The organism is Prevotella koreensis, from assembly GCF_003977605.1.
GTDB lineage: Bacteria > Bacteroidota > Bacteroidia > Bacteroidales > Bacteroidaceae > Prevotella > Prevotella koreensis.
On sequence record NZ_RYYU01000001.1, the window covers coordinates 2,412,573 to 2,429,242 of the forward strand.

12 protein-coding genes are annotated in these 16,670 nt (G+C 36.3%); all 12 read right to left on the reverse strand.

Annotated elements, in window-relative coordinates:
- Positions 1 to 372: 372 nt before the first annotated feature.
- Entirely contained in the window at positions 373 to 1,653 is a 1,281-nt protein-coding gene (locus EHV08_RS10280) for a 5'-methylthioadenosine/S-adenosylhomocysteine nucleosidase family protein (protein ID WP_158676080.1), read from the reverse strand.
- Positions 1,608 to 2,057 (reverse strand): DNA-binding transcriptional response regulator, encoded by a 450-nt coding sequence (locus EHV08_RS10285; protein WP_126679185.1) that lies wholly within the window; start codon positions 2,055 to 2,057, stop codon positions 1,608 to 1,610. Before EHV08_RS10285 ends, EHV08_RS10280 begins: the two co-directional genes overlap by 46 nt.
- A complete protein-coding gene (locus tag EHV08_RS10290) occupies positions 2,054 to 5,491 on the reverse strand; it encodes a hypothetical protein (RefSeq protein ID WP_126679186.1) in 3,438 nt (1,145 codons plus the stop codon). The genes EHV08_RS10285 and EHV08_RS10290 overlap by 4 nt, the downstream gene beginning before the upstream one ends.
- A gap of 73 nt (positions 5,492 to 5,564) precedes the next feature.
- Positions 5,565 to 6,458: a protein adenylyltransferase Fic gene (fic, locus tag EHV08_RS10295; RefSeq protein ID WP_126679187.1), complete on the reverse strand. Its 894-nt coding sequence runs from the start codon at positions 6,456 to 6,458 to the stop codon at positions 5,565 to 5,567.
- A 321-nt stretch (positions 6,459 to 6,779) separates the two neighbouring features.
- Positions 6,780 to 6,935: a RipA family octameric membrane protein gene (locus EHV08_RS11955; protein WP_455430459.1), complete on the reverse strand. Its 156-nt coding sequence runs from the start codon at positions 6,933 to 6,935 to the stop codon at positions 6,780 to 6,782.
- A gap of 307 nt (positions 6,936 to 7,242) precedes the next feature.
- Positions 7,243 to 8,496, reverse strand: coding sequence for an ATP-binding protein (locus EHV08_RS10300; protein WP_126679188.1), 1,254 nt, complete (start codon positions 8,494 to 8,496; stop codon positions 7,243 to 7,245).
- A gap of 135 nt (positions 8,497 to 8,631) precedes the next feature.
- The gene (locus tag EHV08_RS11745; RefSeq protein ID WP_238988068.1) at positions 8,632 to 9,471 is read right to left on the reverse strand and encodes a hypothetical protein; all 840 of its coding nucleotides are present in this window, start codon (positions 9,469 to 9,471) and stop codon (positions 8,632 to 8,634) included.
- A gap of 122 nt (positions 9,472 to 9,593) precedes the next feature.
- Positions 9,594 to 9,887: a helix-turn-helix domain-containing protein gene (locus EHV08_RS10310; RefSeq protein ID WP_074550557.1), complete on the reverse strand. Its 294-nt coding sequence runs from the start codon at positions 9,885 to 9,887 to the stop codon at positions 9,594 to 9,596.
- A gap of 145 nt (positions 9,888 to 10,032) precedes the next feature.
- Positions 10,033 to 11,484 (reverse strand): ATP-binding protein, encoded by a 1,452-nt coding sequence (locus tag EHV08_RS10315; RefSeq protein ID WP_238988069.1) that lies wholly within the window; start codon positions 11,482 to 11,484, stop codon positions 10,033 to 10,035.
- Between the two features lie 133 nt (positions 11,485 to 11,617).
- Positions 11,618 to 12,628: an LPO_1073/Vpar_1526 family protein gene (locus EHV08_RS10320; RefSeq protein ID WP_126679189.1), complete on the reverse strand. Its 1,011-nt coding sequence runs from the start codon at positions 12,626 to 12,628 to the stop codon at positions 11,618 to 11,620.
- A gap of 191 nt (positions 12,629 to 12,819) precedes the next feature.
- Positions 12,820 to 14,241 (reverse strand): BREX system Lon protease-like protein BrxL, encoded by a 1,422-nt coding sequence (brxL, locus tag EHV08_RS10330; protein WP_126679191.1) that lies wholly within the window; start codon positions 14,239 to 14,241, stop codon positions 12,820 to 12,822.
- A gap of 3 nt (positions 14,242 to 14,244) precedes the next feature.
- On the reverse strand, positions 14,245 to 16,665 hold the full coding sequence (gene pglZ, locus EHV08_RS10335) for a BREX-4 system phosphatase PglZ (RefSeq protein WP_126679192.1): 2,421 nt from the start codon (positions 16,663 to 16,665) through the stop codon (positions 14,245 to 14,247).
- Positions 16,666 to 16,670 lie beyond the last annotated feature (5 nt).

Consider the following 16,670-nt stretch of genomic DNA (forward strand, 5'->3'; position numbering starts at 1 on the left):
ACCCCTTATCAGAAAGTTTCTATATTGCAAACGTCCTCAAACAATAAGAAATGCTTTAGTTGCTGCAAAAGATTGACGCGCTGTTAAAAAGATAAAAGTACACACAAAAAGTCCCGATAACTTATCTTTGCTATCAGGACTTTGTGTTATAACCGCGCTTTCTTCCTTAAATATATCCTACACTGATTATCAGTGATTTATATTTTCATGGTACAAATAAGACGCGCGGTGAGCATCTTAAATGACAAGAAACTATAATTATCAATAAACAACTATGCTATGTACTTCTTATTCATCTTTGTTCTTAAATTTTGTTACTGCAGCTGTACATATTTCTAAGCATTACACAATATATTATGGTAAAAATGTGCGCTAATACGTGTATTTCAAGAACTCAAACAGAAACCAAGCGCTTGAATATGAACACATCTTATGATATGTATCTCCTTTGTCACTATCTGCAAAATCAGATATACTTTTAATCATCATGCACTTTTTTCCTAAGATATGAGCAGTCATATATAGACCATACCCCTCCATATCTAAACCACGAAGTTTCTGGTTCTCTTTTAATAAATCTCTCATAAATCCTTTGTTTGCTACGACGTACGATCCGCATGCGCCGGGTTTGAAGTGTATGGAAGGATTTTTTTTCATTAGATTAAGATTCTTGGTATCAAGTACACGTGAGATAAGATTTTCTGGATGTCTCTCTTCCATGAAGGTGTTCATCTTACCCTTCAAATCAAAATCACATTCCAACATTTTAGGATTTTTCTTAAAAAATGTACCATCTGCAGATTCGCAGAGTTTTCCGCTCCCATAATCGTATTCAGATTCTGCTATGAATATATCACCAAAATCGATGGAATCAATTCCCTCTTTTTTAAATCCTGCACAAATTCCCGTCATGAATAGTGTTTCTATATTGAATAAGGAGAACATACATGATGCCATTACTGAAGTAGCCTGCATTCCTGGCATATTATTGCGTCCTGCAATAATTTTTAAAGTATGACCTAGCTCTGTACGAAGATCAGCCTCAAAGAAGTCGTTGGAAATTCCTTCAATAGCTACCTTTTTCCAATCTAATCCAGAAGCAATCTTCATCTGTTCGAACTCTTCTGACAACGCACAAATGATACCTACATTATATTTATTCTTATTATGGAGACTTGTCAATAGCTGTTCTTTTGTCGAGACTATTGATTCTACTGCGTTTTGGAGAATTTGTTCCCAATCATCCTTTTGCAAATCATAATGGATGAGTTTCCACAATTTTTTTTCATATTTTCCTGTATTTGCAACAACTTTGTCTTCATACTGCGACAACCCAATAACGTATATGGGCTTTTTAAAGCGTCCTATACGATACAATTCATTGATAAAGTCTTCGCTTTTTCCGGGTTCTATAGGATCATTGTCACTTACAGGGAGAACTAAATCTAAAAGAAGTAAATCATATAAATTCTTTGATAGCTTTTGTCTACCTGAATTCAGGGAGCGAGCAATTTCTATATTGTCGGCATTGACCATGCACATACCTGTAAGTACCGACTTGATACGAGTTGTTTTATCCGTATCATCATCCATTATTAAAATCCTAATCATCGTAATATTTTGTTTAATTTTAACAATAATTCTTCTTTCCAATCTTCGTTTTTCAAATTGAAGTAAACGAATCCCTTGTAAATATCTCCATATTGAGCTTCAAAACGTTCATCCAACGCATTAATACGTACTCCATCCACAAAGCTCTCATACATGGTTACAACGATGACAGGAGTTTTTATATGACGAAGTTTCATAAACCTTAATATGTTAGCCCCAGCCAAAGGTTCTTGCTCACCATTTTCATCTCGTTTTGTATCATAGGTGTTCATACTGACATCTAATAAAATAATGTCATATTCACTACCATGAAAGATAACTTCTTGTTGGGCTGTATTATAAGACTGTCTATCTGTTAGGCAACTTTGCTTAACATTATTGATACAAAAGTCCTTGATATGCTGGAGTTTTGTAGAATTATCTTCTATTATCAATATTTTTCTCATTTTACTTTGAAATTGCATAATTTGATAGTAACATTTGTCATGCATAATCCTTCTACTGCATTCATTGCAATGGAGTTCTCTTTGCAATCAAGATCTTGTTTAAGGATTTTATTAATTTTGGCTATACCACTTCCTCCCTCTCCTATTGCGGAAGATGTATTCTGAAGTTTTTCTTTAAATATCATATTTAATTTATTAGGATCTTCAGAAGTCTCATTTACGAATTTGTACCTGACTTCATCAGGGGTTATTTCTATATTCAATGTAAAGTGGCGCTTTCCATCTATTGCATCGACGCTATGCTTAAACATATTATAAAAAATATTTCTCATAATATCTGCATAGTGCATAACATAATTGGACTTTATCATAAAGGTTTCTCCTTTGATTGATAGTTGATCATCAGTTTCACAATTTGTATTTGATAACTTGATAGTATTATAAACTTGATGAGATATCGCCTTGAAATCGACGTCTTCAAGTTTTGGCTGAGATACATTGAACCATCTAGATATTTTTCGTATTTTTAGATTTATTGCTTCGGTAGCTGAGCGTATTTGAGAGAGCATATCAGTACGTGCATAACCATCTGGCATTCTATCTTTTATAGTACTTTCAAAGGTTTCTATAGAAAAAAGGATAGCATTCATAAAATCTTTGTTAATATAATTTCTAATGTTTTCCAGACTCTGTTCAGTTTTCTCCCAAAGCCATTTAAACATTTGTTGGCAGAATAAATATTTGTCTCCATTTTTTAATTTAAGAGATAAACCAAACTCCATAGCTTTGAAAGCACATTCCTCGGCGGTTGCATCATAGACGAATAATCCATTGGGTTTATCTTTCTTGTCGTATATTTGAAGCTTTTGCTTAATCAAATATGTAACAGCATTATCAAAGCTCTTAGAGAATTCTTTAAGTGCATTATTAACAATTTGATGTTCAGTGGAGTTTAAGTTATAGGTATCTGTCCAATACACGTCATTTTGGTATTCTTCATCCTTAATTTGAAGTATAAGATTCCTCTGCCCCATCTCTGGTCTTAGCATACTCTCCAACTCTCCATGGCGAACACGTGTACTTAAATATGCAACAAGCCCATAGTCGCTATTAAGAAACTGTTCCTTGATCTCACAATAAAGGTTATTGAACACTTCATACAGTCCATTGCTGTTAATCGAAATCTTCGTATTAGTCTTTTCTTCATATCCTTTTGAATTGTCAAAAAAAGACGAGCCGTTGAAATTAACAACATAGATATTCTTCCTTTGAGAAACTACAGTATCTACCAATAACTTATATCTATTAAATAGACCGTCAATCTCGGCAAGCTTATAGTTTATGATAGCATCCTCATTTGCATATATTTTATTTTCATCCATATTTCTCGAAAGATTATAAACGAGTAAGGCATCGTCAATTTTCTTTAATTGCTCCTGATATACCTCTTTCTTTTGTGAATTTAATGAGATGTTATATTGAAGGAGGTTTTTTCTTTCGGACAGTCTCTCTTTAAAACTATCTATAATTGAATAATGTTTTAATATTTCATCATTATTTAACAGGAAAAATAAAAGCTCAACTTTCTCTTTACCAATAGAATTCACATCTATCACCTTGGTTAATTCTGATGGTTTGTTTATATGATTTAGTTCACATAATTCCAACAAAATAAAACTCTTATCTACAGATTCCTTACATGTAAGTATAACAAATATCAACAAGTCAATATTTCTTCTTATTCCTTCATAGAGTTTATCTTGTAGCATTTGTATAATAGATGATGTGTCGACCTTGGCAACAGATGCGACATCTTTTACGTAATAGTCAACATATAGATTTATCGCTTTTTGGACATTCTGATCTCTAAAGAGGCAATCTATCATCTTTGCGACAGCAGTTTGCCTAATTGGAACATATTCCTTTGCACTTTTATAAAGGTTTTCTGCGTGTTTAAAGGCGTCTGAGAACATATTTCTTTTATAGTAGTACTCGGCATTTATTGGCTCTGCTATATGCAATGGCAATGATAGAATATCAACTTGCTCATTCCTGATGCGTTTTTGCCAAATATCACAAGCTACAGAATTTATATCATGCAACTTATACTCTTCTATGTATGATATTGCACCATCAACATCATCCCACATTCTTGAGAAAATTGGATCATAATACATGATATTCATCAATGTTAAGCGATGATTAACATGTTCATTTGATTCTATTTTGTAAAAAGAATCTAATCCTGCAGCTATTGTAAAAGAATAAATATTCTTGTTGAATTGATATAATGCATAAAGATTTTCTTCTACATTCTTGTAGGTGAGGACATCGTAGATACCTTTACTTATACTATTAACTGGCGCATTAGGAGCTTGTTTATATGGAGTTTCATATCCTTGTTTAAGGTATATAAGAGAACGAGTATAGAAGATAAATGAATCGAAGCAACAGGCAGGATTCTCTTCTATAATATATTTTGCGTAATCACAACATTTTGCGTATTCACCAGAATAATAACAATCAAGCATATCTATATAGCGTTGATTGTAATATCCTTCTATTTTTCTCCCAGTCAAGGCTATTACGGAATGTAGGCTTTTATCTTTGGTTTTGTTAAACAAATAACATCCTTTTGCAATAAGATCTTTGTTATATGGATCTTTGACTAGTACGCTTTTTATGACAGATACCAGAATCAAATACCTATCTACCAAAGCTGCCAATGATTCAAACATTATAGGTAACGACAGATCCGTATTGGCATACTGATTGTAATAGTTTAATCTAAATAATACATATTTATAATAATCCTTATGCAACTCAGTCCTATTGCGTTTATATAATGCATTCAGGTCCTCATCAAACTTATAAGGAGATAATTTTTTCTGAGTGCGTTCATAAATATTGTATAGTACAGATAGGATATAGTTGTTGTTTTTTTTGCAAGAATGTAGTGTTTCTGAAATAAAGGTCAAACATTTCTGACTTTCCCCTTCATATTCATATAAAAGGCATTTTGTCTCATAATACCATAATGAAACTCCCAACTTATTTTTCACTTCCTCAATAATGTTGTGTGATTCCTGATAATCACCAAGAAGAAAACAATTCTCAAATTGAATCTTTTTTCTTGCAAACCATGCAATGTTAGACCATTGCCCTCTCATATAAGAAAGAATCCAATTAATCTCCCCCAACACAGAAGTGGGCCTAAAAAAAATAGATGGTTTCTTACATAGTTCAGAAAGAGTCTTAGGATAGAGAATACCCTCAATATCATTGGGAATAGTACTGTAAATCCTCTTTACACAATCTACAACATCGCGAATTTCTATGATGTTTGAGAGGGATTTCAATGAGTTAATAGCTTTAGCTTTAGGCAGGGTCCTAAAGTTATTGAGTGATAATTGTTTTAGATGATATGTCTTCATTATTTAATGTTCTTTTGTTCAAATATGAGGTCGTAAATTCAATTATTGATATAATAACATTTCATTTTATATTTTATTTGTTCTGTTCGTAATAGTATGAATAGTCAATACCTTTCATAAACATTTCTCTATCATCAATCTTTGTAGTGAGAGTTGGCAGCACCAAAGACTTGATATGTGTACTATCTGCTACACTTTCACGCATTGCAGCCAGATATTCATTCTTATCTATTTGGCTCCAATCCACACACCGTTTGAGAGCGCGCTTCAGCATGAGGTCAAGCCAAATGCGAGTGCTGCGACCATTACCCTCCATAAAAGGATGAGCAACGTTCATTTCGATATATTTGTCCATAATCTCATCAAAGGTTGTTTCGGGCATTCGTTCTATTGTTTGCAAAGTGTCGGGGAAGTGCATACAATTAGCGAAAGTAAAACCTCCTTTGGATATATTCTTAGTTCGGATTTGCCCTGCAAAGTCATACAGTCCTCCAAAGAGATAAGCATGTATTTGCTGTAAACATTTGATTGTACCTGGGTCTACAGTCTTTAAGATACCACTTTCAAAAAGCTGATAAGCCTTTTTCTTGCTCTGTCCGTCAATAGTGTTATCACTATAGAGGAACCAGTCAAGAAAGCTCGTTGCCTTGGTATTGTTGATATGCTTTGCCAAAAGGGTTACACCCTCTGCATCAAACGTATCTGTCTTATAAGACTTCCCGTCAGAGGCTTTTAGCTTCAGTTGGTTAGTAGCACTAACCAACTGACTATTTTCTTTTCTTAGTTTGGTTTTGAGATACTTCCAATAGTTCCTCGTCTTCTGATAATCGTCCTGCTCGTTGATTGCAGCAATGATGTCCAGTACCGAGAACCACCACTTGTTGTGGTCGTCGTCCCACACAGCCCTCACTTCACGGTCGTTGAAGAAGCGGATGGATTGCTTATGTTGTTCTTGATGTTCTGCCATTATGAAAAGAATTATTCTTCTATGGTATTGATTAACACGATAAATCATTTGCAAATATAATGATTTTTCTTGTATAATGGACTAAAAACTTCTTTTTTTCTGTATGTCTTCCTTCCCCCTTTCGCAGTTCATCAAGATGACGGGCTATGATGCTTGCCATGACAGGAAACGTACGGGTAGGGAATGTCGCTATGCAATTGTCGGTTAATAATGTTGGCTGTCTTCTGTCTGTTTGTTTTGTCGTATGACTTTGCTTAGTTGTTTTGTAAGTTCTTGATTTGCAACCATAAAGTTACAAAAAACTAACGAGATTACCAACTTTTATAGAGACTTTCTTAACCCGAACTCACGTATTATTTGATAATATCCGATAAAGACTGCACCAATAAATAGAATAAAGTATGCTGTACGCTTCCAATATAATTCTATCTCAAATCTTCTTGTCTCGAGTGCTATGTTAAAAGTTTGTTTTATCAGTTTTTCCTTCTTTTTTTGTTAGGGGCAGCTGGAAAATAACAGTTTATGTATTCCTGTTTTGATATACTGTCACTTCTTTTCTTTTTTTTATTTGAATTCTCTGCCATAGTGTTTGATAAAATAAATAAAAGCCCCAATGGTATTTCTACTATTGGGGCACGGTTATAATTCTTGTCTTACTTCACCTCCTCAAATCTAAACGCCACTGTGTATCAGTTATTTATAAATACGTGTGAACGATAAGAGAATGTAAAAGAGACTGTAAAGCCAAACAAAAAATAGAAATCCCAAGTAAGGACTATTTGTTCTATAAATCCAAACTATTCTCTTTAAGAAGAAAATCAAAAAGACCTATTGTCAGTATGCCATCTTCATTACGACGTGGCATGATGTGGTCCTTAACAATGATAATCTTCTTGAAAGAGTCATTGATGTTCATTAGTGAGCGAGACTCCTGTATCTCTTTTTCTCTATCAGGAATGGACAAAGCCGACTGTACATAATACTTCTTGCTTCCTAAACAGGCAATGAAGTCCACTTCGAGTTGTGTGCGAGACCATTTTCCATCTTTATCTGGTTTTCTAATCTCCACCATCCCAACGTCCACGCTATAACCACGTGTAATCAGTTCGTTATAAATAATGTTCTCCATGATATGCGTCTCTTCTTGTTGGCGCATATCCAAGATGGCATTTCTCAAACCTATGTCAGAAAAGTAGTATTTGGAAAGTGTATTAATATACTTCTTTCCTTTTATGTCATAGCGTATGGCTTTGTTCAGCAGAAACGACTCTGACAAATAGGTGAGGTAATTTGCAATTGTCTGACTACCAATACTCACATTTTTGACGCTTTTAAAAGTGTCTGACAGTTTAGTTGGATTACAAGGTGCACCTATAGACGATGCCAAAATGAGCACTAACTCTCGGAACTCACTATCACTCCTGATTTTGTGTCGTTCAATAATATCTGCCAAATAAACTGTTTCAAATAGTCCCTTCAGATAGTTTATCTTCTTCTCTTCGGTTTCAAAAGATTGAATGAGCGGTAAACCACCATAAGTATAGTATTCGCGCCATGCATCTTGTTTGTCCCCACCTATAGCAGAATAGAACTCGGAAAAAGATAAAGGATTTATATGTATCGTTTCTCCTCGACCACGGAACTCCGTAGGAATATCAGATGACAGGAAGTGAGAGTTACTTCCTGTCACGTATGTATCAGCATTAGCAATATGACGGAAATTATTTAAAACATCTACGAATTCATCCATCAACTGTACCTCGTCAATAATGATGTAATATAGATCTTTGTCCTTGATTCTCTCGTGAACATAACGTAGCATTGTATCAGGGTTCCGAAGTTCCTTGTTCATTCGGTCTTCGAGATCAATACGGATGATGTGGTCATCGGTCACTCCATTATCTAATAAGTAGTGGTAGAACAAGACGTTCAGCAGATATGACTTGCCACACCTGCGGATTCCTGTTACAACTTTGATAAAGCCATTTTGACGGCTATCAATCAGTTTTTTTAGATATCGATCTCTTTTTATCTCCATTGTTTACATTAAATTTATGTCAATATTGACGTTTTCACAATGCAAAGATAGTCTTTTTATTTAATCATACAAGGCTTTATATTAAAAAAATGGCAACATTGACGTTTTTTTTATGCAAAGTATTGCCATATTATATTATTTGCGATTCTTGCCAAGCACCTTTTCTTCTAACTCTGTCAGATGCTCTATGATACTCTCGTCAATTTTAATTGAGTATGTACCTGTTGTGTTATGGAGCGTCTTTTGTATAGTGCCCTTCTCGGTATTCTTGAACCAAGAATGAAACAGATTGACCACAAACATAGTCAGCACCTCGGAGTCTATGTTATATTGATGTCCGATGTTCCATGCAAAGTTCTTCAGATCGGTCTGCTTCAGTTTCTTCTTTTCAATCTTTACCGATACACAATTCACAATGCTGTTGTATTGTACAAGCAATTTAACGGCTTCCTCAATCTGGAAAAGCTCTTCATCGCTGAATCCGTGTGGAAGGAAAATGAGACGCGTATATCTAAGGATTTTATCAAGTTTGTCCTTCTCTTGCTTTTCTTTAGTTTCTGTTAATTGGATGCGACCAATGTACAGTTGCTGAATGAACGGAGCCAAATCTCGCTGAGCGTTTTTGAGCGTCTCTTCGAGTTCTGGTAGAATCTTTGGTTTCAAATCATTTGCAACTTTGGATACTTGTGGCTCTTGTTGTACATGTTGTACAGGCTGGGGAATCACATTACGTTGTGGTATTTCCATTACAGGCTTTGTTTCCAGTTTCTTTTGAATATCCTCCAAATGCTTTATGATGCAGGCATCCATGTTCTCTCGGTCTGCTCGATTGTTCAACTCCTTTCTATTGCTCTTGAAGTAAGCATAGAGACATTGCTTGATGGCATGAAGCAACAATACTAATACAGCATATCCTTCTATAAATATAGGTATAGTGACAAGAAAACAAAGTAACTCTTTGCCCTCACCTATCATCTGTTGAGCAATCCTGTAAGCGCCAACTATTTAGGTAATGATGATTAGTCCCAAGAATGACGTGCCAATATAGCGATGTACTCCTTTTGTAGATGGAACGGGAAAGATGTCAATCTCCATAATTACAATGTCTTTATTTTCTCCTGTGCTACAATAATAGCATCGTTACACAAGTCACGCTCTTGCTCATCTTCAACAGCATCAATGAACTTATCTGCCAACCATAAGGTCAGCATTTCCTTTTCATCCTGATGAAGGTATTCCGCAAGTTTGATGACTTGTTCACGCTTTGCTCTTCTGTCACCACGTTCAATCTTACTGAACATTGGGGTGTCAATCTCTAAGAATGCTGCCAACTGTCGTTGCAGCAAACCTTGCTCTTCTCTGAGCTCTTTAATCTTATCTCCGAATAGCATACTATATCAATTTCTAATCGTTAACAAGTTGCCAGCAAGTTACCAGCAAGTTAAATTCAATCTATTATTTGTCTGAATATCAGCATTTTGTATTATTCCACAACCCCGATTGTTAGTATCTCAGCAAGTTACCAGCAAGTTAAATCTATGCCCAAATAGGAATATACTTCATATATCGAGGGGCTGTATTTGGATCAAGTACTTTTATTAAGTTTTTTCCAATCGCTTCCTTAATTAACCGAGAAGAACTGCTGGATGATGTTTCTGGAATACCAAACCTATCCCTAAGCGACTTGTTTGTCAAAGCATCGCCTTGTATATACATTAGACAGGCATGTAAATAGCATGACCATAGCTTATCCTCCATTGGGATATTGCTAAACTCCATCTCTGAGAAAAGAGTGACTTTGGTGCTATCTTGGAATACTTCTATACGAGGAGCAGGTAGGTATTGAGCTTCACACGCCAACACCATTCTGTCCCATCCACGACCGAGTTCCTCACACATTTTCAATCGACGCATGAGAGACGCGAGCTTCTCGTTTCTTGACTTCGGTGGGTTGTCAATAATACGAAGCACATCTACTAATGGAGTACCAGGATTAGTTACCTCTATACGATTGTCAAATATCTCCACTACAGGAGCAGCTCCTGTTATGTATAGGTCTTGATGAATAAGGCTATTAGCGATGGCCTCTCTAACAGATGGTAGTGGGAACTTGCTTGTTGTTGATAGTTGGACGGCATTTACATCCTCGTTGCTTGGTAATAGGGCATTCACGTAACGCACGATATTTTCAAAGCAAACAGCATAGCCCTGTATAAATGATTCCTCTTTTTGTATCAACAATCTGTTGATACCCTTATACTGAACCACACGCATCGCCTTGCGCCCCAACCTCGCAAATTCGTTCAAGTCCTTTGCAAATAGCAGAGCACCTAAGTTTGTTATCGAATAAAGACCATTATCCTGCTTTTGGATGATTTCGTCCTCGTTTAAATAATGCACAACAGCATCTTTCTCTGCTGGCTGTGGTATCTTCAACAAGGTAAAGTATGCATCCACTTGAAGCAATCTGATGATATCCTCATATCTTTGGTCTGTCTTTACACAAACATCTTCAAACTGAGCGTGGCGTAACTTGTCCCATAACTGAGCACGGAATATGGGGAACTCGTGCAACTTCTTTGTATAACTACCACTACGGATGTAGTCAATCTTCTGGAATGCAACAGGCTCGCTAAGTGCTTTGTGGATTCTAATTAACTCAACATGCTTACCATCTATGTCTGCATCATAGAATTCAAAATCCGCATTCTTGGAAAGAAGATAGCGAAGCCAGTTCTCCAACTCCTGCTCACCTTTCTTTTCAAGTTGAAGGCGTACCTTTGTTCCAACGATTTCGTGTGTATTATCATCCACGCCCCAAATCATATAGGCATAGTTGCGGTCATTCAAGGTTGCCGTATTGGCAAGAGCACTAATATCTTCGCCAATCATTGTAGGCTCACAATTGTTGTGCTTAAACTCAACCCAGCCAACCTCCTTGGGAAGCTTGCAGAGTTCTTTTACCAGTATGTCGATATTTCCAATCATATTTACATTCCGAATTATGTTAGTTTTATTTTTAGTATATTGAAGGAATTGAAGGTTCTTTTCCACGAATATATGCATTAGCCAAAGCCACTCCAACAGGAGTAATCGTAAAATACGGTTTAAGGTTATTCCATCAATGTCTTACTTCTTTCAGATGAGGATAATTATCCCATATCTTCCAAAATGACGCAGTCATCTCTTGATCCTTACAATTCAATTGAAAATTAATGCTGTTTACATATTCAAAAACTTCTTTCTGTTGCTCTGTAAGAGGTATTTGAATTGTACCCTGAGGAATTTTTACTGACAATATGATTTTGTCTACTTCTCTAGGTGTTGTAAGACGAACATAGTTTTCTTTTAACGGATGTGGTTCGAAGCAAGTACATGGTACTCCTACGGACTGTAGTTTTTCTATTACAAGTTTATATTCATCTGAATCTTTCCTCAATCCTGCTTCAAAGTAATTATCCAATCGTTCTGGCATATATTCCTCGATTTTTTTGAATGAATTAATGCCATCTGGACTTAATCTTATGGCTGATAGTAAATCTAAATGTTCCATCCAAGAAGAATTTGTAGGTAAACTCTTTTTGTCTAAAATCTTGCCATATAGAATATCAAGAACCTCTAGCCCTTTATTAAGTCTTGGACTAATTGGGGTATATTTTGAAACTGCATACACAATAGACAAGGCAATAAGTGCGACTTCATCAATCTGGTCAACAACCTCAATAGCTTTGGCTATACCCAATCTTATCTCTCTATTTTTATCTTGTTCAGCACGATATAACAAAAGATCTGACAATATTTCATAATCATCCTCCCTTTCTGACGAAGCTGCTGCTATTTGAGCTTTTCTGAGTAATATCTGAAAGCCAGGATCACCAAAAATGCTCAGATTCTTGTCATAAGACAACATTTTTGGCAAAACCTTGTCTTCTAATTTTTGAATTCTAGCTTCAGCAAATGCCCCTGCTTGAAATGCCCAATTTTGCAAAGCTATAGCACATTCAGTTCTACATATATCTCTTGCTTGCTGCTCAGTAATGCCAACAGTTACATTTCCAGAAACCATTATTTGGGTGGAGTTGTCACCGGCCTTCTGCTGCTGTTCAAAATCTTTTTTACTTATTAGATCCATAATTAATTGAGCCAATTTGAGTTTGAGAAGAATTATTACCTGCTTTCTGAGACTGTTTTGTCTTGTTGTGAATACCTATTTTGTATCCACAAACACCACCAGTAATAGTTCCCACCAGGAATGTGATAATCTGTGTACCTATTCCGTCGAATAACCAACTTAAATTTTCCATATTAACAAAATATTATAGTTTATCTTCTCACCCAAATTGCAGGCATTTCTGCCTTATACTCAGGATCAATATAGTGACATTGTTGTTGAATAATGCCTCTGCGATGAATGGCTGGCTGCAAGCAGAAAGTGTCAAATTCATCCAAATCCACTTCCTCCACTGTTATCCAATGAGGAAAGAGAAGCTTGATGTATGCTGTGGCAATACGTTTTACCGCAGTAAACTCACGCATACCTGCTTGTCTGTCGTAATCAACAAGTTTATCGAACAATTCTGCATAAACATTCTGAACACGAAGCGTATGCATAATCTCAGAGAAGTATTCCATGTTCATTGTCCACCCCTTGTAAATCATACTCTTATTGATACGAGGCAGATACCATCCTTCTATAAAGCAATGGAAACGGTCAAGCAATGCTGATTCACGGAAGTTATCTGGTAATGCATCGAAGTAACGCTTGTTAACGGGCTTCCTATCTTCCGTAAGGGGTATGTTGCCCATCAACATCAAACCACATTCTGACGTAAATTCCTTATCACCGATGGTGACTTTACCTTGTTCTAGATATGATTTCAAAGCACCTTGTAACTCCGCAGGTTCTTGGAACACAATTGTCTGTATTTCATCGAAAGCACAGAAATCATGGTTTTTCAAAATGCCAGATTGATCTTTTGCTCTGTCATAGAATAATTTGGCACGTGTTACTTTACCACCACTTACGAGCCATCCGTATTTACTGATATTGTTGAACACATATGATTTACCCGTACCCTTTGGCGCAAGTTCGACAACATTAAGACGTGGCTCTACAAACAATAGAAGACGAGTAATAAACTCTAATTTCTGATGCATTGTTTCAAAAGAGTCAGGCTCGTACTCCATCGATGATATAATCAAATCAATCCATTCCGAAGTAGTAAAGTTCTTTCTGACATTCTGAATGAAGCTCACATCTACAGAAGTATAAGGCTTAAATGGTTTGAAATCAACCATTTCAACATGACTCTTTCTGCCATCGTCATCTGGCAGAAGACACATTTTTATGATACCCCACATTTCACCGTCAACTAATTCTGGATGTTTTGAAGCAACGTGTTCAGGTATCTGTCCCTCACGTTCTTTTATACCTAAATCTGGAATTCCAAAACGACGGACATTATGTACCAAATCAATGTTGACGGAAAATCTTGTAAGCAAGGTTATATCTTGTCCAGATATCAGTTGGCTACGAATATCACCTGTAGGCATAACTTTGTTCAAAAAAGATGTAAGTCCATTTCTGTCGACATCTTCTCCATGAGCATATTTCTTAAGGAGATAATCCTTTACGAAAGATGGTAAGTTACGACCTGCAAACAGATTACCAGTTGTCGCACTATCTTTATACAAAGCCTGTGCTCCTAAATGCGTCTGTACTTTCTGAACTATATTTGCATTCATATCTTAAAAATCAAACAGGTCGTCTTCCTCAACGGCCATTTTAATTGTAAATGTATCTTCTTTTTCCCAAGTGCCTATTCTTAGTTTCACCTTTGTGACATCTTTAACGAGAGTTAATCTTTCGCTGGTGAAAACGCACCCCTTAGCACTAAGGGCATAATTTTTATTATTGTACTCAATAAATGGAGTTTGAGTTGAATCTAATCCCACTATTTCATAAATAGCAACAGGATTTGCCTCCTCTATTTCGAATGATTTGAGTGAAGCTCGCCATGTGACAACATTCTTTTCTAGGGAGATTATCATGATAGGGACCAACTGCTCCTCTGGAGTACAACCTCCGTGACATCCCATTCCTTCTGGAATCTTAGCCATCAAAGACTCATGCTTCAAGGCACAAAGACATATGGTCTTATTGTCTGGCATATTTATTATGTCATACTTGCCATCTGTTACGATAGATGTTTTGCTTTGAACTGTAGTCTCGGCAATACGGCCGTAGTGATCTGATTTATATCCTTTCAAATTATGTCCTGGCACGAGTTGAGACAAATAAGAAATGCCGTGGTCAGACACTATGGCAATTTTTACTCCTGGGTGTTCCATCAAAAATTTATGTATTGCTTTCCTTACAGTTTCAAGATCATCTATGATAAACTTTGGATATGCCCTACAGGTATGAGCAATTTCGTCCAAATCGCCAGTTTTCTCAAACAATCCTCCAGACAAAGCTTGAATATCAGCTTTATTAATATCAGTCCTTGTTGGAACTTTTGCGGTAGCAACATACACTTCGTTCAAATAATAGCCTTCTGATTCATGCTCTTTCACAATCTGACTAATGAAAGGAATCCAATCAACGCCAAGACCATCTATCCAGAGGTAACACTGAATGTCAGAACGCATGCTCAACAGAGTCCTTGTCGTGGAAAACTTATTTGTCCATTTAAAGTGCTCAACATGATTTTGGTTCTTAGTTTGAATATAAGCCCTTACATCGTCAGAATAGATATTCCTGACTTTAGCCTCTTTGTATTTATCCATGTAGTCTAACACCCATGTGTCTTCAGCAGAAGCAACAGTCTTATCTAAGTAATAATACAAATCAGGGTATAGGATAAGCAAATCTTCCTTTGATATCTTTCCATCTCGATACCATTCTATGACCAATGCCTTTTCGCCATACGACATACATGAAACATACTTGATTGCAGACAATATGCCAGTCTTTGCCTCTATATCCTTTATTTTCCCGACAAGATAAGACTGAATATCAGGTGATAGTTCCATATTGTTCTTATACCCCTGCATAAGTCCTTCATGTCTTTCTTCTATATATGATTCCTGGTCATCCAGACTGAAGATAGTCAGAGTTAGCCCTTTGGCAAATGCAGCATCGCTGTATCCATCAAGGTGTTGAAGAACACGGCAGATATACCCCATGTCACAGAATTTCTGTACATAGTATTTTGCTAAAAGCCAACGCATGAATGGTTCTTTGTTCTTAAACCATGTTTCAAAGAACACCTTGTAGTCTGCAAGATTGTAGATGCCAAACTGTTCATTAAAAAACTGCTCAAATTTGAAATTAACAAAGTTTACCTTTGAAGCAAGCATGTCCCAATATACTTTCTCATCCTCATTGTAAGGGATGCAATCAACATCAAGCTTCAAACCATTTGTCAAGAACTGATAAGCATTCTCGCATTTGCAAAACTCAAAAGCATTGTCTGGTTTCGCATATTCTCGGTGAGAATATATTGACTTTGAAATGCTGATGATATTTTGCTTCAGCTCAGGGTATTTCCAAAAGCCAAGCCATTCTGTAAGTGTGTTCGCAATATTATACTTAGATTCTAATCCCTTGACTCCATACGTAGTGCCGTCTGTCATTATCAGACGATAATCGAGTTGCCTATCAGAATTGTGATAGTACCAGATAAACGATTGTGAGTCATCACGGAAGTGCTGCATCTTTCCTTCTTGTCCCACAATAGGTATGTAAATTCTCTGTTTATGCTTAAAACCTTCTTTTTCCGTGTCATACCCTTTGACAGTGGAAATTAGAGCATCAAACTCTAGTTGGTTTCTGTTGTCATAGAATCTTGCAATTTCAGAGAAAGGCATAATAATTCTATATTCAGAAGGTGTTGACCTGATGAGTTGCAATATCTTCTTGGCCAACTTGTCATGTGGAATAAAGATATCAGGGTACTCCTCATCCATCCAGTCTTCCAATCGTTGTATATTGATATTTGGCAGATGAGAAATGTCTTCCACGAACATGCAGCAGTCGCGGAAGTTGTCGAATAAGACAAACCTCACTGGGAATCTGTTGGCTGTACTTGCACCATCACCTTCTATGTTGCAATCTGCATGCACATTCCAAAGTAATTCCTTAAAGTTGGTAAAGGTTTTAAACATACGCT

Excerpts from the sequence above, each read along its gene's own strand:
- EHV08_RS10285 (WP_126679185.1), bottom strand. The coding sequence starts at position 2,057 with ATGAGAAAAATATTGATAATAGAAGATAATTCTACAAAACTCCAGCAT.
- EHV08_RS10290 (WP_126679186.1), bottom strand. The coding sequence starts at position 5,491 with ATGAAGACATATCATCTAAAACAATTATCACTCAATAACTTTAGGACC.
- fic (WP_126679187.1), bottom strand. The coding sequence starts at position 6,458 with ATGGCAGAACATCAAGAACAACATAAGCAATCCATCCGCTTCTTCAAC.
- EHV08_RS10300 (WP_126679188.1), bottom strand. The coding sequence starts at position 8,496 with ATGGAGATAAAAAGAGATCGATATCTAAAAAAACTGATTGATAGCCGT.
- EHV08_RS11745 (WP_238988068.1), bottom strand. The coding sequence starts at position 9,471 with ATGATAGGTGAGGGCAAAGAGTTACTTTGTTTTCTTGTCACTATACCT.
- EHV08_RS10310 (WP_074550557.1), bottom strand. The coding sequence starts at position 9,887 with ATGCTATTCGGAGATAAGATTAAAGAGCTCAGAGAAGAGCAAGGTTTG.
- EHV08_RS10315 (WP_238988069.1), bottom strand. The coding sequence starts at position 11,484 with ATGATTGGAAATATCGACATACTGGTAAAAGAACTCTGCAAGCTTCCC.
- EHV08_RS10320 (WP_126679189.1), bottom strand. The coding sequence starts at position 12,628 with ATGGATCTAATAAGTAAAAAAGATTTTGAACAGCAGCAGAAGGCCGGT.
- brxL (WP_126679191.1), bottom strand. The coding sequence starts at position 14,241 with ATGAATGCAAATATAGTTCAGAAAGTACAGACGCATTTAGGAGCACAG.
- pglZ (WP_126679192.1), bottom strand. The coding sequence starts at position 16,665 with ATGTTTAAAACCTTTACCAACTTTAAGGAATTACTTTGGAATGTGCAT.